The organism is Streptomyces sp. NPDC003077, assembly GCF_040611095.1.
Taxonomy (GTDB): Bacteria; Actinomycetota; Actinomycetes; order Streptomycetales; family Streptomycetaceae; genus Streptomyces.
Genome location: NZ_JBEXNM010000057.1, coordinates 22,715 through 46,369, shown reverse-complemented (window position 1 = coordinate 46,369; position 23,655 = coordinate 22,715). Strand labels below are relative to the sequence as shown.

Below are 23,655 nucleotides of genomic sequence, written 5' to 3'. Positions count from 1 at the left end.
TGGGGTGCCGCCGGTGTCAGCTCCGGCCTGCCTTGTCGAACTTCTTGAATTCCGCGCTGAACCGGGCGACCCACTTGCCCTGGTCCACCTGGTACGCGGTGATCATGGTGTTGGTGGTGTCGCCGTACTTGTCGAAGGAGACGTGGCCGGTGACGCCGTCGAAGGAGACCTGGTTCATGGCGTCGACGACCTTCTTGCGCATGTCGTCGGGGACCTTGCCGTTGTTGTCGGAGACGACCTTCTTGACGGCCTGGATGACGGACCAGGTGGCGTCGTAGGTGGAGCCGCCGTAGGCCTCGTAGCGGTCCTTGAACCCGGCCGCCTTGTAGTCCTCGATGAACTTCTTCGCGGAGGGCAGCGCCTCGACGGGCTTGCCCACGGAGGAGGCGTAGTCGCCCTGGGCCTTCTTGTTGAGCGTGATGTAGTCGGCGCTGTACATGCCGTCGCCGCCCATGAGGGGCACGGTGACGCCGCCGTCCTTGAGCTGCTGGCTCAGCGGCCCGGAGGCAGGGTACTCGCCGCCGTAGAAGACCAGGTCGGGGCCGGCGGCGCGGACCTTGGAGACGATGGCCTTGAAGTCCCGGTCCTCGGGGTTGACGTGCTCGGTCCCGACGACCTTGCCGCCGAGCTTGGTGAACTGGGTGCGGAAGGACGCGGCCAGCCCGGCGCCGTAGGTCTTCTGGTCGTCGATGACGTAGACGGTCTTGAACTTGCCCTTCTCCCAGGCGAACTGCCCGTCGAACGCGCCCTGCACCTCGTCGGTGGTGGCGGTGCGGAAGTAGGTGGAGAACTGGCGGGTCCGCTTGTCCTGCTTCCAGTCCTTGCCCTGGGTGAGGTCGGGCGTGGTGTTCGCCGGGGAGATCAGGGTGACGCCGTTCTGCTGGGCGACCTGCTGCATCGACTGGGCGACGCTGGAGTTCAGGGGGCCGACGATGCCCACCACGTCCTTGTCGCCGGCGAGTTTGGTGGCGTTCTGCTGGCCCACGTTGGGCTGCGCCTTGTCGTCCAGCGGTTCGAGCTTGAAGGTGATGCCGCTGACCTCGTTGGCCTTGTTGGCGTTGTTGACGGCGAGTTGGGCCGAGTTGCGTATGCCCAGGCCCAGCGCGGACAAGTCGCCGGTTATCGGGGCGTCCAGTCCGATGACGACGGTCGTCTTGCCGCCTCCGCCGCCGTTCTTGTCGTCGTCGCGGGAGCCGCAGGCGGAGAGCGTGAGAGCGCCGGCGGTGACCGCTGTGGTGAGGAGGAACAAGGAACGGTGATGCACGATCAGTCCTTTCCTTGGCGCGGTCGTCGCGCGTGACCTCTTCGCGCTCCGGGCCGTACGTGGTCCGGGGACCGTGTCGACGGGCCGCCCGGCGGCGCGGTGACTGGCGGTGACTCTAGAGCGGTGAGCTGCAACGTGGCAGAGGCGCTGAAGAGGATGTGACGCTCTTGTTATGACCGTTGACGAGCGTCCCCGTGCCATGCTCCTTACCGGTCGGTCGCCGGCGGAGCGGAGCGTGAACTCGCACTTCCGGTAAGGAATGTGGAAACGTGAGTCGGTTTTGTGTCCGCATGGCGGACAGGATGGCCGCGGGGTGCGGGGATGGGGGTGAGGCGAGCGTTCCGCAACTCGGGAGAGTCACGGAGTGTTACGAAAACGGGCTCGGGAGGCGGGAAGAGGCGCTGGGGGACGAGAGCGCGCGGGCGTGACGCGCCGGGCGCCGGTGCACGGGGGCGCGCGGGTGGCGGCGGAACGCGAACGGCCCCGCTGCCCAGAGGAGGGGCGGCGGGGCCGGGTGTGAGGGGCGGCGGTCTTTCCGGGCCGGTACGGGCGGGGGCGCCGCCGCCGGTTCAGGCGCGGTAGGCGGAGGCGTCCACCTCGCGCAGCGCGCAGGTCAGGCGGGCGCTGCAGACCCGGCGGTCGTCCTCGTCCGTGATGACGATCTCGTACGTGGCCGAGGACCGGCCGCGGTGCACCGGCGTGGCGACGCCGGTGACCAGCCCGGAGCGGACGCCCCGGTGGTGGGTGCAGTTGAGGTCCACGCCCACCGCGATCTTGGTGGGGCCGCCGTGCAGCATGGAGCCGACCGAGCCGAGCGTCTCGGCCAGCACCGCCGAGGCTCCGCCGTGCAGGAGCCCGTACGGCTGGGTGTTGCCCTCGACGGGCATGGTGCCCACGACCCGCTCGGGGGAGGCCGTAACGACGTGCACGCTCATCCGCGCGCCGAGGTGGCCCGCCGAGAACAGCGAGGGGAGGTCCAGGCCGAGCCCGGCCCACTGGTCGACGATCTCCTGGGGGAACTCGGTCGCCTTCTGCTCGCCCATGCCCTGCCGCTCCGTTCGACTCGCCTTGGCCGCCGCCCCGGTCCGGAGGTCGGCCCGGCCGGGCGGTCGAGGGACGCACCCGCCTGTCGAGTGCGCGTACCTGACGAAGACCTGATCGGTCTTGTCAGGGCTGTGCATGTTCTTGCCTGGTCACTGGTTTTTATCAAGCGCCTGAGCAAGCGCTCGGCCCGGGGGTGGTATTCCCCGGGCTCGTCGGGTTCCTTGAACTCGTCGGGCTCGTCGGGCTCGTCGGGCTCGTCCGGTTCCCCGGGCCGAGGGGCGGACGGGTCTGCCCGTACGGCTCGGCCCTATGGGCGCCTCAGGAGCGCAGCCCCGGCTCCGGCGTCCGCTCCAGGCGGATCACCAGCGACTTGGAGGCGGGGGTGTTGCTGGTGTCGGCGGTGTGGTCGAGCGGGACCAGGACGTTGGTCTCGGGGTAGTACGCCGCCGCGCAGCCGCGCGCCGTCGGGTAGTGCACGACGCGGAAACCGGGCGCGCGGCGCTCGCTGCCGTCCTTCCACTCGCTGATCAGGTCGGCGTACGCGCCGTCCGGCAGCCCCAGGGCCCGCGCGTCCTCGGGGTGGACGAGCACCACCCGGCGGCCGTTCTTGATGCCCCGGTAGCGGTCGTCCAGGCCGTAGATCGTGGTGTTGTACTGGTCGTGCGAGCGCAGCGTCTGGAGGAGCAGCCGCCCTTCGGGCACCTCGGGGTACTCCACGGGGGCGGCGGTGAAATTGGCCTTCCCCGTGGCGGTGGGGAAGCGGCGGTCGTCGCGCGGCGCGTGCGGCAGCGCGAACCCGCCGGGCCGGGCGACCTTGGCGTTGAAGTCCTCGAACCCCGGGATGACGCGGGCGATGCGGTCCCGGATCCTCGCGTAGTCCCCGGCGAACTCCTCCCAGGGCGTGGCGCTGTCCGGCCCCAGCACGCGGCGCGCGAGGCGGGCGACGATGGCCGGCTCGGACAGCAGTTGCGGGCTCGCGGGCGCCAGCCGCCCGCGCGAGGCGTGCACCATGCCCATGGAGTCCTCGACGGTGACGAACTGCTCGCCGCCCGCCTGTATGTCGCGCTCGGTGCGCCCGAGGGTGGGCAGGATCAGCGCGCGGGCCCCGGTGACGACGTGCGAGCGGTTCAGTTTGGTGGAGACGTGCACGGTCAGCCGGGCGCGGCGGATCGCGGCCTCGGTGACGTCGGTGTCGGGGGTGGCGGCCACGAAGTTGCCGCCCATGGCGAAGAAGACCTTGGCCTGTCCGTCGCGCAGCGCCCTGATGGCGCGCACCACGTCGTACCCGTGGGCGCGCGGCGGCGCGAAGCCGAACTCCTTCTCCAGCGCGTCCAGGAACGCGGGGGCGGGCCGCTCGAAGATGCCCATGGTGCGGTCGCCTTGCACGTTGCTGTGGCCGCGTACGGGGCACACGCCGGCCCCCGGGCGGCCGATGTTGCCGCGCAGCAGGAGGAAGTTGACGACCTCCTTGATGGTGGGCACGGAGTGCTTGTGCTGGGTCAGGCCCATCGCCCAGCACACGATGGTGCGCTTGGAGTCCAGCACCATCCTCAGGGCGCGTTCGATCTCGGCGCGCGTCAGGCCGGTGGCGCGCAGCGTCTCGTCCCAGTGCGCGTCCTGCGGACCCTCGCCCCGTACGGCGGCGGCGAACTCCTCGAAGCCGTGCGTGTGCTCCCGGATGAACGCCTCGTCCAGCGCGCCGTCGGTGTCCAGGACCAGCCGGTTCAGCGCCCGGAAGAGGGCCTGGTCGCCGCCGATGCGCACCTGGAGGAACAGGTCGGTCAGGGCGGTGCCGCCGCCCACGAGGCCGCGCGGGGTCTGCGGGTTCTTGAAGCGCTCCAGGCCCGCCTCGGGCAGCGGGTTGATCGAGATGATCTTCGCGCCGCCGGCCTTGGCCTTCTCCAGGGCGGTCAGCATCCGGGGGTGGTTGGTGCCGGGGTTCTGCCCGGCGACGATGATCAGGTCGGCCTTGTAGAGGTCCTCCAGCAGGACGCTGCCCTTGCCCACGCCGATGGTCTCGGTGAGCGCGGACCCCGAGGACTCGTGGCACATGTTGGAGCAGTCGGGCAGGTTGTTCGTGCCGAACTCGCGGGCGAAGAGCTGGTAGAGGAACGCGGCCTCGTTGCTGGTCCGGCCGGAGGTGTAGAAGACCGCCTCGTCGGGGGAGTCCAGCGCGGCCAGTTCCTCGGCGACGATGTCGAACGCGCGGTCCCAGGAGACGGGCACGTAGTGGTCGGCGCCCTCGGCCAGGTACATGGGCCGGGTCAGGCGGCCCTGCTGGCCGAGCCAGTAGCCGCTGCACCGCGCCAGGGAGGATACGGGGTGCTCGGCGAAGAACGCCTCGGTGACCCGGCGCAGGGTGGCCTCCTCGGCCACCGCCTTCGCGCCGTTCTCGCAGAACTCGGCGGTGTGCCGCTTGTCACCCTCGGGCCAGGCGCAGCCGGGGCAGTCGAACCCGTCCTTCTGGTTCACCCGCAGCAGGGTCAGGGCGGTCCGGCGGACGCCCATCTGCTGCCGCGAGATCTTCAGCGCGTTCGTGATGGCGGGCAGCCCCACGGCGGAGTGCTCGGGGCCGCCGGTCTCCGGGGCGTCCTGGATGGGGTCCGAGGCGGGCGGCTTGGCTGCCATGGCGCTCTCCCTGTGTGCCGTGAGTGGTGCCGATCCCGCCGGTGGGCGGCGGGTCGTTGTGGGTGCGTACGGCGACGGCGCACGCGTTCGCATCCTGTCACGGCGGACGGGGGCGGGGTCAGGGGCGGGAGGGGCGCTCGCCGGAGGAGGGCCTGGGGACGGGCCTGGGGCGGGGTGCCGTTCGGTGGGTGGTGGCCCCGCCCGGCGCGTGCGGGCGCTCGTTCGTACGGGGCCGGGGCGCCGTCCGCTGCCGCCCGGTGCGTGGTGCCCGTCCGCGGCCCGACGGGGTGGGCCGGATCACCCTCGCACCGGACACCGCCGGCCCGCCCGGCGGTCGCGGCGGGGATTGTCAGTGGGGCGTGGCAGGATCGGGGACGTGGCAGCAAAGGCAGTGAAGAAGAGCGGACCGACCGGCACCGAAGCGGCGGGGGGAGGTCGTCCCCGCCTGCTCCTCATGGACGGGCACTCCATGGCGTACCGGGCGTACTTCGCCCTGCCGGTGGAGAATTTCACGACCGCCTCGGGGCAGTCGACCAACGCGATCTACGGCTTCGCCTCCATGCTGGCGAACACGCTCCGTGACGAGGCGCCCACGCACTTCGCGGTGGCGTTCGACGTCTCCCGCAAGACCTGGCGGTCCGAGGAGTTCCCCGAGTACAAGGCGACGCGCTCCAAGACGCCCGACGAGTTCAAGGGCCAGGTGGAGCTGATCGGCGAGATGCTGGACGCGATGGGCGTCAAGCGCTTCGCCATAGAGGGCTACGAGGCCGACGACGTCATCGCCACGCTCGCCACGCAGGCCGCGGCCCAGGGGTTCGAGGTCTCCATCGTCACGGGCGACCGGGATTCCTTCCAGCTCGTCACCGAGGACGTCACGGTCCTGTACCCCACCAAGGGCGTGTCCGAGCTGACCCGCTTCACCCCGGAGAAGATCCAGGAGAAGTACGGGCTCACCCCCGCCCAGTACCCGGACTTCGCCGCGCTGCGCGGCGACCCGTCCGACAACCTCCCGGGCATCCCGGGCGTCGGCGAGAAGACCGCCGCCAAGTGGATCAACCAGTTCGGTTCCTTCGCGGAGCTGGTCGAGCGGGCCGACGAGGTCAAGGGCAAGGCGGGCCAGAACTTCCGCGATCACCTGGAGGCCGTCAAGCTCAACCGCCGCCTCACCGAGATGGTGCGCGACGTCGAGCTGCCCTGCGGCCCCGACGAGCTGTCCCGGGCGCCGTACGACCGCAAGGCGCTGACCGTGTTCCTGGAGGCGCTGGAGATCCGCAACCAGGGGCTGCGGGATCGCCTGCTGGCCGCCGACCCGGGCACCGAGCAGGGTGACGAGGAGGCGGCCCCGTCCGCCGGCGTCGAGGTGGACGGCACGGTGCTGGGCACCGGCGAGCTGGCCCCCTGGCTGGAGGAGCACGGCACCGGGCCGCTCGGCGTCGCCACGGTCGACACCTGGGCGCTGGGCACCGGCAACGTCTCCGAGGTGGCGCTGGCCGCCGCCGACGGGCCGGCCGCCTGGTTCGACCCCTCCGAGCTGGACGAGGCCGACGACAAGGCGTTCGCCGCCTGGCTCGCGGACGCGTCCCGCCCCAAGGTGATGCACGACGCCAAGAGCCTGATGCGGGTCTTCGCCGAGCACCACTGGAGCGTCGAGGGCGTCGGCATGGACACCGCGCTCGCCGCCTACCTGGTCAAGCCGGGCCGCCGCTCCTTCGCCCTGGACGCCCTCTCCATCGAGTACCTGGGCCGCGAGGTCGCCCCGGCCGCCGCCGCGGACAGCGGCCAGCTGGCCTTCGGCGCGGACGAGCAGGCCGCGGCGGACGCCCTGATGAGCCAGGCCCGCACGATCCTGGACCTCGGCACGGCGTTCGAGACGCGGCTCGTCGAGGTCGGCGCGGCCGAGCTGCTGCGCGACGTGGAGCTGCCCACCAGCGCCCTGCTGGCCCGGATGGAGCGCGCCGGCATCGCCGCGGACCGCGGCTGGCTGGAGCGCATCGAGCAGCAGTTCGCCGGCGCGGTGCAGCAGGCCGTGCAGGAGGCGCACGCCGCGGCGGGCCACGAGTTCAACCTCGGCTCGCCCAAGCAGCTTCAGGAAGTCCTCTTCGGCGAGCTGGGCCTGCCCAAGACGAAGAAGACCAAGACGGGCTACACCACGGACGCGGACGCCCTGGCCTGGCTGGCGGCCCAGACCGAGAACGAACTGCCCGTGATCATGCTGCGCCACCGCGAGCAGGCCAAGCTGCGCACCACGGTCGAGGGCCTGATCAAGACGGTCGCCACCGACGGCCGCATCCACACCACCTTCAACCAGACGGTGGCGGCCACCGGCCGGCTGTCCTCCACGGACCCCAACCTTCAGAACATCCCCGTCCGTACGGACGAGGGCCGGGCCATCCGCCGCGGCTTCGTCGTCGGCGAGGGCTACGAGACGCTGCTGACCGCCGACTACAGCCAGATCGAGCTGCGCGTGATGGCGCACCTCTCGGAGGACGAGGGCCTGATCGAGGCGTTCACCTCCGGCGAGGACCTGCACACCACGGTGGCCTCGCAGGTGTTCTCGGTGGCCAAGGACCAGGTCGACCCGGAGATGCGCCGCAAGATCAAGGCGATGTCCTACGGGCTCGCGTACGGCCTCTCGGCCTTCGGCCTGTCCCAGCAGCTCGGCATCCAGCCGGACGAGGCCCGCAGGCTGATGGACAACTTCTTCGAGCGCTTCGGCGGGGTGCGCGACTACCTCCAGCGGGTGGTCGACCAGGCCCGCGCCACGGGCTACACGGAGACGATCCTGGGCCGCCGCCGGTACCTCCCCGACCTGAACAGCGACAACCGCCAGCGCCGCGAGATGGCCGAGCGGATGGCGCTGAACGCCCCGATCCAGGGCACCGCCGCGGACATCGTCAAGATCGCGATGCTGCGGGTGGACGAGGCGATGCGCGCCGCCGCTTTGTCCTCCCGGATGCTCCTCCAGGTGCACGACGAAATCGTGGTGGAGGTCGCGCCGGGCGAGCGGGAGCGGGTCGAGGAGATCCTCCGCCGCGAGATGTCCGGGGCCGTCTCGCTGCGCGCCCCGCTGGACGTGTCGGTCGGCGCGGGCACCGACTGGGAGTCGGCGGCGCACTGAGGGATGCGGCGGGCGGGGCGCTCCCGTCCGCCGCTCCCGCGGGGCGCGTGGCGCTCGTCGTCAGGGGGCGTGCGGTCTCACGTACGCTCCCGTGCCGCGCTCGGCTCCGCCGGGACGTCCCGGTCCACCTCGCGGCGCGGGCGTCCGGGCTCCTGGTACGGCCGTCCGGCTTCCTGGTGAGGGCCGGGCGTGGCCGCCACGCCCGGTGTCCGGTGCAGGGCCCGTACCGCCAGGGCGTACAGCGGCAGTCCGGCCGCCAGCCCCGCCCCGGCACCGAAGGCCACCGTGGGGACGTAGTCGAACCAGGTCGCCGCGTCCCCGTACACGGAGCGCGCCCGCAGGACGCGGTGCACGGTGCCGGCGAGCAGGCACAGCCCCAGGAACAGCCAGGCGCCCGCCCGTTGCCCACCGGAGAGGTCCGGCAGGCCCGGCACCGCCGGGGCGGCGCTCCGCCGCCGCGCCGCCGCGCGGCCCGCCCACTGCCCGGGGACGCCAGGGGAACGCGGTCCCGGCGCACCCCCGGTACCGGCCTCCGCGCGCCGCGCCCGTCGTGTGCCGGAGTACAGGAACCACCCGATCACTCCCAGCGCCAGCGCCGAGGTGCCGTACTGCACGTACGTGGTGAGCGGAAAACCTTCGACCACCCGTTCGAGGACCGGCAGCAGCCGGGTGCCCCAGCGCCCCTGGTGGGTGAAGGCGTCCCAGACGACGTGGGTCACCGATCCCAGCACCGCCGAGACGAAGAACCAGCCGGCGAGCGCCACGGGCCGCCGGGTGCGCCAGGGCCGGCCCCGGGCCAGCGCGTACGCCGGTCCGCGCCAGGACCGGGGCAGCAGGGCGAGCAGGGGCTCGCGCAGCAGCAGCCAGACGCCGACGAGCGCGGCGGTGATCAGGACGTCCACCGTCAGGACACCCATGGGGGAGTGGGTGAAGGCCCCGAACAGCATGGCGCCGGGAACGACGGTGCCCGCGAAGTAGGTTAGGTCTGGGGCGAACGACCCGGCCACCAGCGCCGATGCGATCAGCGGACCGCGCGCCGCTCCCGTTCGGCGCATGGCCGGCAGAACCGCGGCGGCGTGGCTGAGTGTGAACGGCATAGGCCCCTCCCTGATCGATTCGGATCAGTATGTAGTGCGTTGCGACCAGTGGATGCGCGCCATGAGTTGTCGTAGTGTCAGGTGGGTTGGTGCGCCGGGGAGCGCGGAACCACACGGGGCGGTTGCTCGACGCGGAGGGGATGGGCAGGCATGACAGCCATATTCGGTCGGCGGTTCCGCAGGGGAGCGGCCACGACGGCGGTGGCGGCGGTAGCGCTCGCCGCGCTGACGGCCTCCCAGGCGCCGAGCGCCCTGGAGACGTCCGTCAACAGCGCCGAGGAGCCGACCCCGCCCGCACACCCCCCGATCGACGGCGGATCGTCCTACTACACCGACCTGCCCCCCCTCAACAGCCCGGTGCCCCCCGGAGCCACCCCCAAGCCCGGCCCCACCGGGGGTACTCCGATCGCCATCGGCGCCCCGGAGGCGGGCATCCCCGCGACCGTCCTGGCCGCCTACAAGAAGGCGGAAGCGACGCTGGCCGAGTCCCACCCCGGCTGCCGGCTGCCCTGGCAACTGCTCGCCGCGATCGGCAAGGTCGAGTCCGGGCACGCGCGCGGCGGCGCGGTGGACACCGAGGGCACGACCCTCCAGCCGATCCGCGGCCCGCAGCTCAACGGCGACGGCTTCGCGCGCATCACCGACACCGACCAGGGCCGGTACGACGGGGACGTCACCCATGACCGGGCCGTGGGCCCGATGCAGTTCATCCCCTCCACCTGGTCGACCGGCGGTCCCGACGGCCAGGGCTGGGGCGCCGACGGCAACGGCGACGGCGAGAAGGACCCCAACAACATCTACGACGCGGCGCTGGCCGCCGGACGCTACCTGTGCGCCGGCGACCGCGACCTGTCGGTACCGGAGGACCGGAACCGCGCCATCCTCGGGTACAACCACTCCCAGGACTACCTGCGCCGGGTCCTGGCCTGGTTCGAGTACTACCGCAAGGGCACCTTCGAGGTGCCGGACGGCACCGGTGTCCTGCCGGTCAACCGCGGCGGCGGTGGCAAGAACGGCGGAGACGGCGGGGACAAGAACGACGGCGGCAACGGTGGTGCGGGGCGCGGGCACACGCCGCAGCCCTCGCCCGGCACTTCGCGTCCGGGTACCGAGCGCCCGGGCACCGACCGCCCCGGCACTCCTCGCCCGGGCACGGAGCGTCCCGGCACGGACCGTCCGGGCACGCCGAAGCCGGAGACCCCCCGGCCCGGCGACGGCGGCACCACGACCCCGCCCCCCACCGGCGAGCCCTCTCCCGGCGGCAGCCACAAGCCCACACCGAAGCCCCCGCAGAAGCCCGCCCCGCCGGCCGCCCTCGAACTCGTGGGCAAGGACCGGATCGAGGCCACGGCCGGCCGGGACTTCACGGACCCGGTGCGCGTCCGCGTCGAGAACGCGGAGGGCAAGCCGGTCGCGGGCGTCCGGGTGCGGTACCAGATCGTCGGTGCCACGGAGGCGCGGTTCGCGAACGACGCGACCGGCGTCACGGTGACGACCGGCCGCGACGGCGTCGCCACCCCGCCCGTCATCCACGCGGGGCGCAAGGCCGGCACGTTCGTCATCCGGGCGCTGGCCGTGGGCCACCGCCTCCCGGCCGCCGAGGTCTGGGCGACCGTTCGCGGCGCGACCACGCCGACCCCGACTCCCACGCCGACCCCCAAGGCCGACAAGCTCGCCCGTACCTCCGACGTGAAGCTCCAGGCCCCGGCCGACGGTGCCTTCGCGGTGGACGCGGTGCAGGTCATGGCCACCTACAAGGGCAAGGCCGCGGCGGGCGCGGCGGTGACCGCGACGATGGTCACCGGCGACGCGAACAACCCCGTGGAGAACGACAAGGGCCCGTACTTCAAGGTCGGCGCGGACGGCGCCCCCGTCACCGGCGAGCCGGGCACCCCGGCCGCCAACAGCCCCGAGGGCAAGCCCGTCCGTACGCTCACCGGCCTGAAGACCGACGCCCACGGCCTGCTCGTCCTCCCGCGCATCTTCACCGACGGCCAGACGGGCACGTTCACCCTCCGCCTCACCACCGCCGACGGCGCCGTCCTCCTGGTCCAGCTGACGGTGGCCCCGCCGGCCTCGCGGTAGCCGCCCCGGCACCGCGCGCCCCAGGCCGCTTGCCCGCCCCGCCCGGTTCGCCGGGTGGGGCGGCTGCGTTTTGGGCTGCCGCTCCGTGCCTCGCCGTTGATGCCTGTTCCCACGAGCCGCCCCTCTCGCGGACGCGTTCCGTGAGCCCCCCGTTTCCTGTAGGCGCTCCCGCCGACTGCCCGGTGCGCTTTCCGGAGGTGTCCCGCCTCTGCCGGGTGTTCTCGCGGACCGCCCGGCGCGCTTCCTGGAGGTCCCCGCTCCCGGCAGGCGTTCCCGCCGACTGCCCGGTGCGCTCCCCGGAGACCCCCCACCTCCGGCGGGGCGTTCCTCGCCGACTGCCCGTTCCAGCCCATCGCGCCTGCTCGCGGGTCACCCCCCAGCAACCCGCACGGCCCCCACCGCGGACCCCGGCCCGGTCGCTCGGCCGCCGACCCTCGCGCACCCGCCACCCGCGCACCCGCGGGACCACCCCGCGCAGACCCAACACCCGTGCCCCTGACACCGACCCGGATGCCTTCCCCCGACCGAACCCGGACCGGGAACCACCCCCGTCCCTGACCCATCCCGGACCCGAACCCGGATTCCACCCCGAACCCTGCCGCCAAGCCCCGCAAACCCCTCCCACTGTCAGTCCCGACCCGTAGCGTGCCGCACATGACGCCTCCCACGCCCCGCCGCACACCCCACCACCACCCACCGCCGTCGCCGTTCCGCACGGCGCACGCCGCGGCGGGCCGCCGACGCCGGGCCGTCCGGACGCTCTCAGCCGCGCTTGAGGCGGGCCGTCGTGTGCCGGGTCGGTTCCGCCGTCGTGGGGTCCTCGGGCCAGGGGTGCTTGGGGTAACGGCCGCGCAGTTCGGCGCGTACGGACCGGTAGCCGTCGCTCCAGAAGGAGGCGAGGTCCGCCGTCACCGCCGCCGGCCGCCCGGCGGGCGACAGCAGGTGGACGAGTACGGGCACCCGCCCGTCGGCGACCCGCGGCGAGGCCCGCAGGCCGAACAACTCCTGCAGCTTGACCGCCAGCACCGGCTGATCACCGCTGTAGTCGACGCGGATCCGCGAGCCGCTCGGCACCTCGATCCGCTCCGGCGCCAGTTCGTCGAACCGGGTGGCCGCACCACTCGCCCACGGCAGCAGGCGCGCCAGCGCCTGACCGGCGTCGATCCGCTCCAGGTCGGCGCGCCGCCGCGCCCGCCCCAGTTCCACGTCCAGCCACTCGTCCAGGCGCGCGAGCAAGGCCGCGTCCGAGACGTCCGGCCACTCCCCGCCCAGTTCGCGGTGCAGGAAGGCCATCCGCTGCCGTGTCGACCGCGCGCCCTCGGACCACCGCAGCAGCCCCAGCCCCTCCCGCCGCAGCCCGGTGCACAGCGCGTCCCGGACGAGAACGGGATCGGGCGCGGCCAGCGGCCGGACCGCCAGCTCGATGGCGCCCAGCCGGCGCACGTCGCGCGCGACGACGTCCCCGTCGGCCCACCCGACCTCCTCACCCGAGGAGTGCAGCGCCCGGGCGGCCAGGCACGCCGTCTCCTCGTCGATCACGGCGGCCAGCCGCACCCGCGCGGACGCCGCGGAGACCGGCCGGTCCGCGACCGCCACCGCCAGCCACGGAGCGTCGCGCAACCGGGTGCCGTCCCCGGCGTCCGGGCGGCCCCCGGTCCCCGACAGTTCGGCCCCGGTGCCGGACGTCATCAGGTACGCCCCGCCGCCGCGCGCCTTGGCGACCCGCTCGGGAAAGGCGAGGGCGGCGATCAGCCCGGCCGCCGCGTCGTCGCCGCCCGCCCCGTGCCCCGCCGCCCGTCCGTCGCCCTTGCCGCGGTGGTCCTGGTCCTTGCCGTGGCGGTCCTCGTTCCTCTTGCGACGCTCCTCTTCCCGCTCGCCCGCGGCCGTGGCCAGGCGGCGGGCCTCCTGCCGCCAGCGCGCCGCGTAGGCGTCACCGCCCCGCCGGGCCGTGCGCCACGCCGCCGCCAGGTCGTCCCCGTATCCGCGCGGTGGTTCCTCACTCAGCAGGGCCACCACCTCGGCGGCCCGCCGGGCACCGACCTCGGGAGCGCCGTCCAGCAGGGCGCGCGCCAAGCGGGGATGCACCCCCATCCGTGCCATCCGCACGCCCCGCTCGGTGGCCCGGCCCGCCGCGTCCACCGCGCCGATCGCCGTGAGGACCTCCCGCGCCGCGGCCAGCGCCCCGCCCGGCGGCGGGTCGAGCAGGGCCAGCCCGGCCCCGTCGGGGGCGCCCCAGCAGGACGCCTGCAGCGCGAACGCCGTCAGGTCCGCGATCTGGATCTCCGGAGCCGGGAAGCGCGGCGACCGCGCGTCCTCGCCCTCCGACCAGCAGCGGTAGACGGTCCCAGGGGCCTCCCGCCCGGCCCGCCCGGCCCGCTGCCGGGCCGCCGCCCGGGACGCCCGGACGGTCGCCAGCGCGCCGAGCCCGCGTGCGTGATCCATCCGGGGCTCACGGGACAGCCCGCAGTCCACGACTACCCGCACCCCCGGCACCGTCAGGCTCGACTCCGCCACCGAGGTGGCGAGCACCACCCGCCGCCCGCCGGCGCCGCCGGCCAGCACGGCGTCCTGGACGGCGGCGGGCGCCCGGCCGTGTACCTGGAGCACCTCCACACCGGCCGCGCCGAGATCACCCAGCAGCCCGGCCACCCGCCCGATCTCCCCGACCCCGGGCAGGAAGCACAGCACGTCCCCCGTCCGCTCGCCCAGCGCCCGCCGCACCACCGCCGCGACGTGTCCCAGCAACGCCGGATCGACCCACGTCCCATGGGCGGGACGCACCGGCTTCTCCGGAGGCGCCCAGACCACCTCGACGGGATGCGACACCCCGGCCGCCTCGACCACCGGCACCGGCCCCTCGCCGCCGCCCAGCAGCCCGGCCCAGCCCTCCGCGTCCGTGGTCGCCGAGGCGGCCACCAGCCGCAGGTCCGGGCGGAGCGTTTCGCGCACGTCCAGCAAGAAGGCCGCCGCCGTGTCGGCGTCCAGGTGCCGCTCGTGGCACTCGTCCAGGACGACGACCTCGCAGCCGGCCAGTTCCGGGTCACGCTGGAGCCGCTGCAGCAGGACGCCGGTCGTCACGACCTCCACGACGGTCCGCGGCCCCACCCGCCGCTCGCCCCGCACGGTGAAGCCGACCCGTTCGCCGACCCCCTCACCCAGCAGCCACGCCATCCGCGCGGCGGCGGCGCGCGCGGCGATCCGCCGCGGCTCGGCGACGATCACCCGGCGCACCGCGTCCGCCCCATCCCGGCCGGAGGCGTGCGGGCCCGCCGTCCCGCCGAGCAGCCCGGCCAGCGCCAGGGGCACCAGCGTGGTCTTGCCGGTGCCGGGCGGGGCGCACAGCACTGCGGCCCCGCGCCGGTCCAGCGCCTCGGCCAGGGGTGGCAGGGCGCTCCGTACGGGAAGCTGTCCGAGAACGTCGTGGCGGATCACCCGCCCAGTTTCCCGGACGGCACACCACCGCCCCGCGGCGGGCGGTCGCCGCGGCCCACCGCGTCCCGGCCCCCAGCGCCTGCCCTCCGGAGCGGGGACATCGGGGGGCCGGGGGTGCTCTACTCCGAGTGGCGCCCTACGGCGCTTCGCACACGAAGATCGCGGTGCCCGGGATCAGCCGTCCGCGCAGCGGGGACCAGCCGCCCCACTCCTGCGCGTTCCAGTCCGGCCACTCCGGTTCCACGAGGTCCACCAGGCGCAGCCCGGCGGCCACGACGTCACGCACCCGGTCGCCCAGGGTCCGGTGGTGCTCCACGTACACCGCCTGCCCGGTCTCGTCCTGCTCCACGTAGGGCGTGCGGTCGAAGTAGGAGGCGGCCACCGACAGCCCTTCGGGGCCGGGCTCGTCGGGGAAGGCCCAGCGGATCGGGTGGGTGACCGAGAAGACCCAGCGCCCACCGGGCCGCAGCACGCGCCGCACCTCGCGCATCACGCGCACCGGATCGGCGACGAAGGGGATCGCGCCGTACGAGGAGCAGGCCAGGTCGAAGGCGCCGTCCCGGAAGGGCAGCGCTCCCGCGTCCGCCTCGACCAGGGACACGTCCTGCGCGCCGATCCGCAGGGCGTGCTGGAGCTGGCGGTGGGAGAGGTCCAGGGCGACGGGGTGCGCTCCCTGCGCGGCGAGCCAGCGCGAGCACTGCGCCGCGCCGGCGCCGATCTCCAGGACGCGCCGTCCCTTCAGCTCGGTGACCGGGCCGAGCAGGCCGGCCTCCGCCTCGTCCAGCCCTTCCGGGCCCCACACGAAGCGGTCGTCTCCGAGGAAGGCGCCGTGGTCGTTCTGGTACTCGTCCGCGTTGCGGTCCCACCAGCCACGGTTGGCCCGGCTGCTCTCCGCAGCCGAGGCGGTACGCCGGGTCGCTTCCGGTTCGAACTCTTGGATCATCGTGCCCGTCGCCGTATGTTTGGTTGAAGCTTGTAGCGAGCGGATCGGCCCGCTACGGCTCGCGCAGGATAGCGAGGCGCTGTGGCCTCCTGGAACCTCGTATGTGCCGGTTATGGGGTGATCTGCCCCGGGTGTGCGCCTTCGTGCATTGACCGTGTCCGGCTGCCCCCGTATGCTACAAGTTGCGCTGCGGGCCTGCGCGCCTCAGACGGAGCAGGTCGCGCTCGCATCTGTAAGTATGTCCCCTCGGTTTTCGGGGCGTTTTCGGGATTCCGGTCGGCCGGAGTCCCAAGAAGGAAGCGCCTCTGACGCTGTCCGGCTTATTGCAGAGGCGATAAAGGCTCCCGGCGTAGCAGTACCTACGACTTCAATGTCCGTACCGGAGCCCTTTCCCACATGACGAGCAGCACCGAGACCACCGCCACCACCCCGCAGGTTGCGGTCAACGACATCGGTAACGAGGAAGCCTTCCTCGCCGCGATCGACGAGACGATCAAGTACTTCAACGACGGCGACATCGTCGACGGCGTCATCGTGAAGGTCGACCGGGACGAGGTCCTGCTCGACATCGGTTACAAGACCGAAGGCGTCATCCCGAGCCGTGAGCTCTCGATCAAGCACGACGTCGACCCGAACGAGGTCGTCGCCGTGGGCGACGAGATCGAGGCCCTGGTCCTCCAGAAGGAGGACAAGGAAGGCCGCCTGATCCTCTCGAAGAAGCGCGCCCAGTACGAGCGTGCCTGGGGCACCATCGAGAAGATCAAGGAAGAGGACGGGATCGTTACCGGTACCGTCATCGAGGTCGTCAAGGGTGGTCTCATCCTCGACATCGGCCTCCGCGGCTTCCTCCCGGCCTCCCTGGTCGAGATGCGCCGTGTCCGCGACCTTCAGCCCTACGTGGGCAAGGAGCTCGAGGCCAAGATCATCGAGCTGGACAAGAACCGCAACAACGTGGTCCTGTCCCGCCGCGCCTGGCTGGAGCAGACCCAGAGCGAGGTCCGCCAGACCTTCCTCACCACCCTGCAGAAGGGTCAGGTGCGCTCCGGCGTCGTCTCCTCCATCGTCAACTTCGGTGCCTTCGTGGACCTGGGTGGCGTGGACGGTCTGGTCCACGTCTCCGAGCTGTCCTGGAAGCACATCGACCACCCGTCCGAGGTTGTCGAGGTCGGCCAGGAGGTCACGGTCGAGGTCCTGGACGTCGACATGGACCGCGAGCGCGTGTCCCTGTCGCTCAAGGCGACCCAGGAAGACCCGTGGCAGCAGTTCGCCCGGACCCACCAGATCGGTCAGGTCGTCCCGGGTAAGGTCACCAAGCTCGTTCCGTTCGGTGCGTTCGTGCGCGTCGACGAGGGCATCGAGGGCCTGGTCCACATCTCCGAGCTGGCCGAGCGCCACGTGGAGATCCCGGAGCAGGTCGTCCAGGTCAACGACGAGATCTTCGTCAAGGTCATCGACATCGACCTGGAGCGCCGTCGCATCAGCCTCTCGCTGAAGCAGGCCAACGAGTCCTTCGGCGCCGACCCGACGGCGGTCGAGTTCGACCCGACCCTGTACGGCATGGCCGCGTCCTACGACGACCAGGGCAACTACATCTACCCCGAGGGCTTCGACCCCGAGACCAACGACTGGCTGCCGGGCTACGAGGCCCAGCGCGAGGCGTGGGAGACCCAGTACGCCGAGGCGCAGCAGCGCTTCGAGCAGCACCAGGCTCAGGTCATCAAGTCCCGCGAGGCGGACGAGCAGGCGGCGGCCGAGGGCGCGGCGGCCCCGGCGGCCGGCAACGCCGGTGGCAACGTCTCCGGTGGCTCGTACTCCTCGGAGTCGGCGGACAACTCCGGCGCCCTGGCGTCGGACGAGGCCCTGGCTGCCCTCCGCGAGAAGCTGGCCGGCGGCCAGAGCTGACCACACGCCGCTGCTAGTCGGCGGTAGCTGATCTGCTGCGAAGGCCCGTCCCCCATTCGGGGGGCGGGCCTTCGCCATGAGCGAAAACGGCGCGTCCGGGGATGGGCGGCGCGGGAGGTCCGGGGCGGGAGGTCCGGGGCGGGCCGTATGGATGAGCGGACGGGCGTGACGGTGATGCCGACTGTGAGGGGGGTCCCCGGTTCGGTGGCGTTGCCCGGGCTCTGGACGTTGTCGCCTCGGTTCTCGGTGGCGCTCACGCTGCCAAAGTGGATCTCGTCGCCGATGCTGCCGCCGTTCCGGCCGATGTCGTGGATCCGGAAGTTCTTGAGGACGCCGTTCTTGCCGGACGTGCGGATGAGCGAGGCGCTGTTCGTGGGGCGGTGAGGGGCTGGGGCGTCCGCGGGGACGGGATGTGCCGGAAGGGAACTCGTACACGACTCACGTCCCTTCCGGGCGACGGGTGTGGGGGTGCTTGGGGCGGTGGTGGCCTTGGAGGAGCCAGGGGCGGGCCGGATCGGTCGTCGAGAAGGGCGGAGAGGGGGGCGAGATCGGTGGGCCGCTCCGAAATCGCTTCCTCCTTTGCGGTGTTCACGTACGAGAATGTGGCGTGGCGCGCGGGAGCGGGCACCAGCGTGGCGGTGTGGGGTGCGAGCGGGCGCGATCGGCCGTCTGCCGGTGCCGCGTCAGGTGCGTCCGGATAGCGGGTGCTTACTACCGCCGGGAATGTTCTGCCGCCGCCCCACGTTTTCCGAGGCGGACAAGAGGAGGAGCGGTCACTGTGTTGGATCCCCAGGGTTTGTACGCATGGGAGTCGAGCGGGCTCGCGGCGGTCGAGGCGATCGCCGCCAGGGACTCCGCCGGACTGGTGCTGCTGTACCACTTCGACGGCTACATCGACGCCGGGGAGACCGGCGACCAGATCGTCCAACGGCTGCTGGACGAACTGCCGCACCAGGTCGTCGCCCGCTTCGACCACGACCGGTTGGTCGACTACCGGGCCCGCCGTCCGCTGCTCACCTTCCAGAAGCACCGCTGGACGAAGTACGAGACCCCGGAGATCACCCTGCGGCTGATCCAGGACACCACGGGTGCGCCCTTCCTCCTGCTGTCCGGTCCCGAACCGGACGTGGAGTGGGAGCGGTTCGCCGCCGCCGTGCGGCAGATGGTGGAGCGACTCGGCGTGCGGCTGTCCATGAACTTCCACGGCATCCCGATGGGCGTGCCGCACACCCGCCCCGTAGGACTCACTCCGCACGGCAACCGCATCGACCTGATGCCCGGTCACACCACCTTCTTCGACGAGGCACAGGTGCCGGGCAGCGTCGAGGCGCTGATCGAGTTCCGGCTCGCGGAGGCCGGGCACGATGTCCTGGGCGTCGCCGCGCACGTACCGCACTACGTGGCCCGGTCGCCCTACCCCGACGCCGCGCTCACGGCCCTGGAGGCGGTGACGGCCGCCACCGGCCTCGTGCTGCCCACGGCCGCGCACTCCCTGCGGACGGAGGCGCTGCGCACCCAGGAGGAGATCGAGCGTCAGATCTCGGAGGGCGACGAGGAACTCGTCGCGCTCGTGAGCGGGCTTGAGCACCAGTACGACGCGGTGGCGGGGGCGGAGACCCGGGGCAACCTGGTGGCCGAACCGATCGAGCTTCCCTCGGCCGACGAGATCGGGATGGAGTTCGAGCGCTTCCTGGCGGAGCGCGAAGGGGAGGGCGGCGCCTGACGCGTCGGACTACTTGCCGACGGGAGCGGTGCCGATGCCGGACGCGTCGGACTTGCGGGTGGGGTCGGCGTCGGGCGCTCGGCCGCAGGAGTGGTGCCGGGTTCCGGCGGGCCCGATGCCGTTGTCAGTGGGGCCGTATAGCGTGGGCTCATGGTGAAGGTGGGACTGACGGGTGGGATCGGCGCCGGGAAGAGCGAGGTCTCCCGGTTGCTGGAGTCGTACGGCGCGGTGATCGTGGACGCCGACAAGATCGCCCGCGAGGTGGTCGAGCCGGGTACGCCCGGACTGGCGGCGGTGGTCGCGGAGTTCGGGGCGGAGGTGCTGACGCCCGAGGGCATACTCGACCGGCCCAAGCTGGGCGGCATCGTCTTCAACGACGCGGAGAAGCTCAAGGCGCTGAACGCGATCGTGCACCCCTTGGTGCGTGCCCGCTCGGACGAACTGGAGGCGGCGGCCGGGCCGCACGCCGTGGTGGTCAACGACGTGCCGCTGCTGGCGGAGAACGGGCTCGCGCCGCTGTACGACCTGGTGGTCGTGGTCGATGCCGCGCCGGAGACGCAACTGGACCGGTTGGTGCGGCTGCGCGGCATGACGGAAGAGGACGCGAGGGCCCGCATGGCGGCGCAGGCGAGCCGGGAGAAGCGGCTCGCGGTCGCGGACCTGGTGATCGACAACGATGGTCCGCTGGAGGCGTTGGAGCCGCAGGTGCGTGCCGTGTGGGAGCGGCTCAGGGAGAGCGCGGGCCGATGATGCCGGGGCGGGCGGCTGCCCGCGCCCGTCGTGTTTTGGCGGCGGTGGCCTTGCCGTGCTGGTAGGCGTGCTGCGGGGCGGGGTTTCGGGCGCCCGTAGTCGATGCCATGGGTGGGTCAGGAGCAAGGACGCGCTTCCTCGCCTCCTCGACGCGATCGGTGTCATCGGCGCGCCCGGCAGGATGGCTGACGCCGTGTCTGGGCCCGCGGTATGTGGTGACCGGGTCGGTAGCCGTCCGAGGGCCGTCGGCGCGTGGCCTGGTGGTTTCTTCAACGGCGCTTGATGGCTGACGCCCCATCAGTAGCCGTCGTGCAGGCAGACGGGCGAAACCCGCCACCTCACCAGGCGCGTCTTCGGCTGCCGTCGGACGGCTTCAAGAGCCGTCCGGGCCGCCCTCGTCCTAACGAGCGGCAGTTGAGGACTGTGCCAAATAGCCGGCGAGAGCGTTGCGGTTGCGCTGAAGGCTGTTGATGCGTTCGTCCGTGGCGGCCAACTCCCGGTGCAGGGTGGCCCGCAGGCCCGCGCACCAGTCGAACTCCGGGGTCCCGCCCTCGCCGTCCCGGACGCACGGCAGCACCGAACGGATCACCTCGGTGGACAGGCCCGCGTCGAGCAAGGCACGCACCTGCCGCACGGTGTCCACCGCGTCCTCGTCGTAGTCGCGGTAGCCGTTGGGACTGCGGCCGGCGGCGAGCAACCCCTGTGCCTCGTAGTACCGCAGCAATCGCGGGCTGACTCCCGTGCGCCGGGACAATTCTCCGATCAGCATGTAACCCGCCCCCTCCGAGGTTGTTGACCTTCTCACCAGTGTCAAGCCTTAACGTCACTGCACGAGCGCGCATTCCGCGCTCGTGACGGCGGTGCCGGCGTCGGGCGGCTGTCCGCGTCCGGCGGCATTCGCCGGTGGCCTGGGGGTGGTCGGCGAAGCCCTGTTCCGCAGCCCTGCCGCGGTCGGCCCAGACCCGGACACCGGCGGCACGTCGCATGAGGGGACGGCCGCCCGTCCCGGACGGGTCGTCGGCCAACCGGTCGCCGCCGTGGCCGGGCCGGTTGTTCCGTTGCCGTGACCGCGTACCAATGGATCGCACACCACTGGAGTGAGACATGACCGCTTCCGCTGCTCACCGCGCCGACCGGGCGGCGAGCGACCGCTCGTTCCTCTTCGTTCTCGGCAGCTCCCGCCCTGAGGGCAACACCGAGATCCTCGCCCGGGCCGCAGCCGAGCAGTTGCCCGCCGGCATCTCGCAGCGCTGGGTGGACCTGAACCAACTGCCGCTGCCGGACTTCCAGGACGGGCGGCACGAGACCGAGACCTGGCCGGCCGTGGAGAACGAGGAGACGCTGCGGCAGGCGACCGTGGAGGCCACCGATGTCGTCCTGGTCTCGCCCCTGTACTGGTACACCCTGTCCGCGCAGACCAAGCGCTACCTCGACTACTGGTCGGGCTGGCTCACGGAGCCCGGCTCGGACTTCAAGCAGCGGATGGCGGGCCGGACGCTGTGGGGGGTCACGGTCATGGCGGACCGCGACGATGCCGTCGGCGACGGGCTGGTGACCACGCTCAACAACACGGCGGCGTACATGCGGATGCGGTTCGGCGGGGTGCTGTTCGGCAACGGTTCGCGGCCTGGCCAGGTGCGGAACGACGAGCGGGCGATGGTGCGGGCCAAGACCTTCTTCGAGCGGGAGACTCCGCCGGCGCGGTTCCCCTATGAGGAGGAGGCCGACGCGCGGTAGGCGAAGGGAGGCGTTCGAGCGGGTGGGACAGGCCGGGGGCGCGGGCGTGATGATGCCGCTCGGGTCCGGGCCCGTCGCGCGTGGCTGGTGGCGGAAGCCGCTCTCATGTGATGCGGGCGGGGTGTCGCGTCCGCGCGGTGCGGGACGAAAGCGTGGTGCGGGCGAGGCGAGGAATGCGGAGGGAGGGCGGGTTGTTGTAGGGCGCGTGACGACCCTCCCGGAGTGCGGGACGGCGAAGGCCCGTCCGATGGGGTGGGAGAGGAGATGGCCATGTCCGAGAGCAGCCCGCAGACCCATGTCATCGGTTTCCGCGCCGCGGAGCACCTGCTGGCGGCGCGCGATCCGCGCGGTGCCATCCAGTTGCTGGACCCGGTCATCGCCGAGCACCCGGAGAACACCGCCGCGCGGCTGCTGCGCGCCCGGGCGTTCTTCCTCGCGGCGCGATTGAAGTCGGCGGAGAAGGAGTTCGCTTTCGTCCTGGAACGCGAGCCGGACAACGCCTTCGCCCACTTCGCGCTGGCGCGCACTTTGGAGCGGGCCAACCGGGCCGGGGAGGCCCGGCGCCACTTCCGGCTGGCGGCGGCGCTCGACCCGAGCCCGGAATTCATTCAAGCCGCCAATTTCTCGAAGGAGCGGCCGACCGAGGCCGCCGACGCCGACGCCGACGAGCGGTGGCCGGATGGACGGGGACCGGGGTCGGGTGAAGGGCCGACCGGCAACTGAGGTCGGTGGTCGGTCGGCGGCGGTCGGCCGTTGAGAACCCGTATGCGATGTCGCGGAGGATCCGAATACGACGTTGTTGCGGAGAATTCAGGCGCCGTGCTGCCTCTCCGCCGGTGAAAGGCCCAGTTCACGGGTCTTTCACCGGCGGAGATCCGTAGTCTTCGCCTGAGCCTGACCGCTGTCCGCGTGCTCCGGACGTCGATCGATTTCGTCGATCCCAGCGTTTGTTGCGATGGCCGATCTCAGCGTTTCTTGCGATGCCTGCCCGTGGTGCGCCCGATGTCCTGCGACCGAGCGGGCTCGTAAGGCGGTACGTCCCTGCCGGGCTGGTAGTGCGGGCCCTGGCGGATGCGCCAGATGACGATGACGAGGTCCAGGGCGGCCACTACGGCCACGATGGCGCAGACGAGCGCCCACCCCGGATGGTCGATCATGGCGAAGGCCACCGCGCCGGCCGCGGCGCACACCACGCCGAACGCTGCCAGCCCCGAGCGCAGCCGCAGGGGGCTGCGTGCCTGCAGAGGCTCGTTTCCTGCTCGGTGTACCACGACACATCACCACACATCGCGACAATCCCTGTCTCCAGGATCCTCCTGATCCGCACGCTCGTCATCCGCTTCCGCCGCCGTCGCTCGGTTCCTTCGCGGCGGCCTGCGGGGATTACCGAGCGCGACGCCGGACGCCGTCCGGCGGGGTGGCGCGGGGGTGGTGCGCGAGCCCGGTGAATGTTTCCGCATAGGGCCTCTGAGCTGGGTAAACGGTGGCCGGTCCGGGGGATGGTGGGGTTGTTCGCGGGGCGTTGTCAGTGCCGTCTGCTTTCATCGTTTTCACGCAACGTCGCGAGGTCGGAATCCCGGTCCCGCGGCAGACGACGGGGGGTGAGGACGACATGCAGCAGACTTCCGCTCGGTTCTTTCTCAGGGGGCCGTTCTTCGTCACCGCCCGCGACGACGGGATGCGGCGGGTACCCGGAAGCACGCCACCGGTGCGGGGGCCGGCGCGGGCGGGACGGGGACCGGGACGTGCGGGCCGCGCGGTCGACGACGGGCCGCCGGGCGGTCGACCCGGAGGGCCGAGGCCCGAGGCTTCGGAACGGCGGACGCGGGACGGGCTGGCACGGGACGTCGGATGGGGACGAGCAGGGAGAGGGCGGAGGGCGCGGGCGGGCGCGTCGCGGCCTCGGCCGCCTGATGCCCGCTCTCCTGGGGC

Annotated in this window: 16 protein-coding genes; 8 read left to right on the top strand and 8 right to left on the bottom strand. The window is 72.4% G+C overall.

Annotated elements, in window-relative coordinates; all coding sequences use genetic code 11:
• Positions 1 to 16 precede the first annotated feature (16 nt).
• The 3 genes from ABZX96_RS29150 to ABZX96_RS29140 form a co-directional block, all read right to left on the bottom strand.
• On the bottom strand, positions 17 to 1,249 hold the full coding sequence (locus ABZX96_RS29150) for a branched-chain amino acid ABC transporter substrate-binding protein (protein ID WP_355550154.1): 1,233 nt from the start codon (positions 1,247 to 1,249) through the stop codon (positions 17 to 19).
• Between the two features lie 584 nt (positions 1,250 to 1,833).
• Positions 1,834 to 2,307 carry a hotdog fold thioesterase gene (locus ABZX96_RS29145; RefSeq protein ID WP_355550134.1) on the bottom strand — a complete coding sequence of 158 codons (474 nt, stop codon included), beginning with the start codon at positions 2,305 to 2,307 and terminating at the stop codon, positions 1,834 to 1,836.
• 319 nt (positions 2,308 to 2,626) lie between these two features.
• Positions 2,627 to 4,936: an FdhF/YdeP family oxidoreductase gene (locus tag ABZX96_RS29140; protein WP_355550132.1), complete on the bottom strand. Its 2,310-nt coding sequence runs from the start codon at positions 4,934 to 4,936 to the stop codon at positions 2,627 to 2,629.
• 376 nt (positions 4,937 to 5,312) lie between these two features.
• On the opposite strand from ABZX96_RS29140, the gene polA reads away from it, so the two are divergent.
• Positions 5,313 to 8,054 (top strand): DNA polymerase I, encoded by a 2,742-nt coding sequence (gene polA / locus ABZX96_RS29135; RefSeq protein WP_355550130.1) that lies wholly within the window; start codon positions 5,313 to 5,315, stop codon positions 8,052 to 8,054.
• A gap of 77 nt (positions 8,055 to 8,131) precedes the next feature.
• Here polA and ABZX96_RS29130 read toward each other — a convergent pair whose 3' ends face one another.
• Positions 8,132 to 9,151, bottom strand: coding sequence for a DUF4184 family protein (locus ABZX96_RS29130; RefSeq protein WP_355550128.1), 1,020 nt, complete (start codon positions 9,149 to 9,151; stop codon positions 8,132 to 8,134).
• A gap of 150 nt (positions 9,152 to 9,301) precedes the next feature.
• On the opposite strand from ABZX96_RS29130, the gene ABZX96_RS29125 reads away from it, so the two are divergent.
• Positions 9,302 to 11,236, top strand: coding sequence for a lytic transglycosylase (locus tag ABZX96_RS29125; RefSeq protein WP_355550126.1), 1,935 nt, complete (start codon positions 9,302 to 9,304; stop codon positions 11,234 to 11,236).
• 762 nt (positions 11,237 to 11,998) lie between these two features.
• Here ABZX96_RS29125 and hrpB read toward each other — a convergent pair.
• The gene (gene hrpB / locus ABZX96_RS29120; RefSeq protein WP_355550124.1) at positions 11,999 to 14,668 is read right to left on the bottom strand and encodes an ATP-dependent helicase HrpB; all 2,670 of its coding nucleotides are present in this window, start codon (positions 14,666 to 14,668) and stop codon (positions 11,999 to 12,001) included.
• Between the two features lie 136 nt (positions 14,669 to 14,804).
• Positions 14,805 to 15,611, bottom strand: coding sequence for a class I SAM-dependent methyltransferase (locus tag ABZX96_RS29115; RefSeq protein WP_355550122.1), 807 nt, complete (start codon positions 15,609 to 15,611; stop codon positions 14,805 to 14,807).
• Positions 15,612 to 16,007: 396 nt separating this feature from the next.
• On the opposite strand from ABZX96_RS29115, the gene rpsA reads away from it, so the two are divergent.
• The 4 genes from rpsA to coaE all read left to right on the top strand — a co-directional run bounded on the left by rpsA (position 16,008) and on the right by coaE (position 19,986).
• Entirely contained in the window at positions 16,008 to 17,513 is a 1,506-nt protein-coding gene (rpsA, locus tag ABZX96_RS29110) for a 30S ribosomal protein S1 (protein ID WP_355550120.1), read from the top strand.
• A gap of 147 nt (positions 17,514 to 17,660) precedes the next feature.
• Positions 17,661 to 17,897 carry a hypothetical protein gene (locus ABZX96_RS29105; RefSeq protein WP_355550118.1) on the top strand — a complete coding sequence of 79 codons (237 nt, stop codon included), beginning with the start codon at positions 17,661 to 17,663 and terminating at the stop codon, positions 17,895 to 17,897.
• A 394-nt stretch (positions 17,898 to 18,291) separates the two neighbouring features.
• Positions 18,292 to 19,236, top strand: a complete 945-nt coding sequence (locus tag ABZX96_RS29100; protein ID WP_355550116.1) for a PAC2 family protein — start codon at positions 18,292 to 18,294, stop codon at positions 19,234 to 19,236.
• Between the two features lie 150 nt (positions 19,237 to 19,386).
• Positions 19,387 to 19,986, top strand: coding sequence for a dephospho-CoA kinase (gene coaE, locus ABZX96_RS29095; protein ID WP_355550114.1), 600 nt, complete (start codon positions 19,387 to 19,389; stop codon positions 19,984 to 19,986).
• 400 nt (positions 19,987 to 20,386) lie between these two features.
• Here coaE and ABZX96_RS29090 read toward each other — a convergent pair whose 3' ends face one another.
• Positions 20,387 to 20,755 carry a MerR family transcriptional regulator gene (locus ABZX96_RS29090; protein WP_355550113.1) on the bottom strand — a complete coding sequence of 123 codons (369 nt, stop codon included), beginning with the start codon at positions 20,753 to 20,755 and terminating at the stop codon, positions 20,387 to 20,389.
• Between the two features lie 335 nt (positions 20,756 to 21,090).
• Between ABZX96_RS29090 and ABZX96_RS29085 the strand changes: the two genes are divergently transcribed.
• Positions 21,091 to 21,723 carry an NAD(P)H-dependent oxidoreductase gene (locus ABZX96_RS29085; RefSeq protein ID WP_355550111.1) on the top strand — a complete coding sequence of 211 codons (633 nt, stop codon included), beginning with the start codon at positions 21,091 to 21,093 and terminating at the stop codon, positions 21,721 to 21,723.
• Positions 21,724 to 21,993: 270 nt separating this feature from the next.
• Positions 21,994 to 22,446, top strand: a complete 453-nt coding sequence (locus ABZX96_RS29080) for a tetratricopeptide repeat protein (RefSeq protein ID WP_355550109.1) — start codon at positions 21,994 to 21,996, stop codon at positions 22,444 to 22,446.
• Positions 22,447 to 22,688: 242 nt separating this feature from the next.
• On the opposite strand, the gene ABZX96_RS29075 is transcribed toward ABZX96_RS29080, so the two are convergent.
• Positions 22,689 to 22,994, bottom strand: a complete 306-nt coding sequence (locus ABZX96_RS29075; protein ID WP_355550107.1) for a DUF6343 family protein — start codon at positions 22,992 to 22,994, stop codon at positions 22,689 to 22,691.
• Positions 22,995 to 23,655 lie beyond the last annotated feature (661 nt).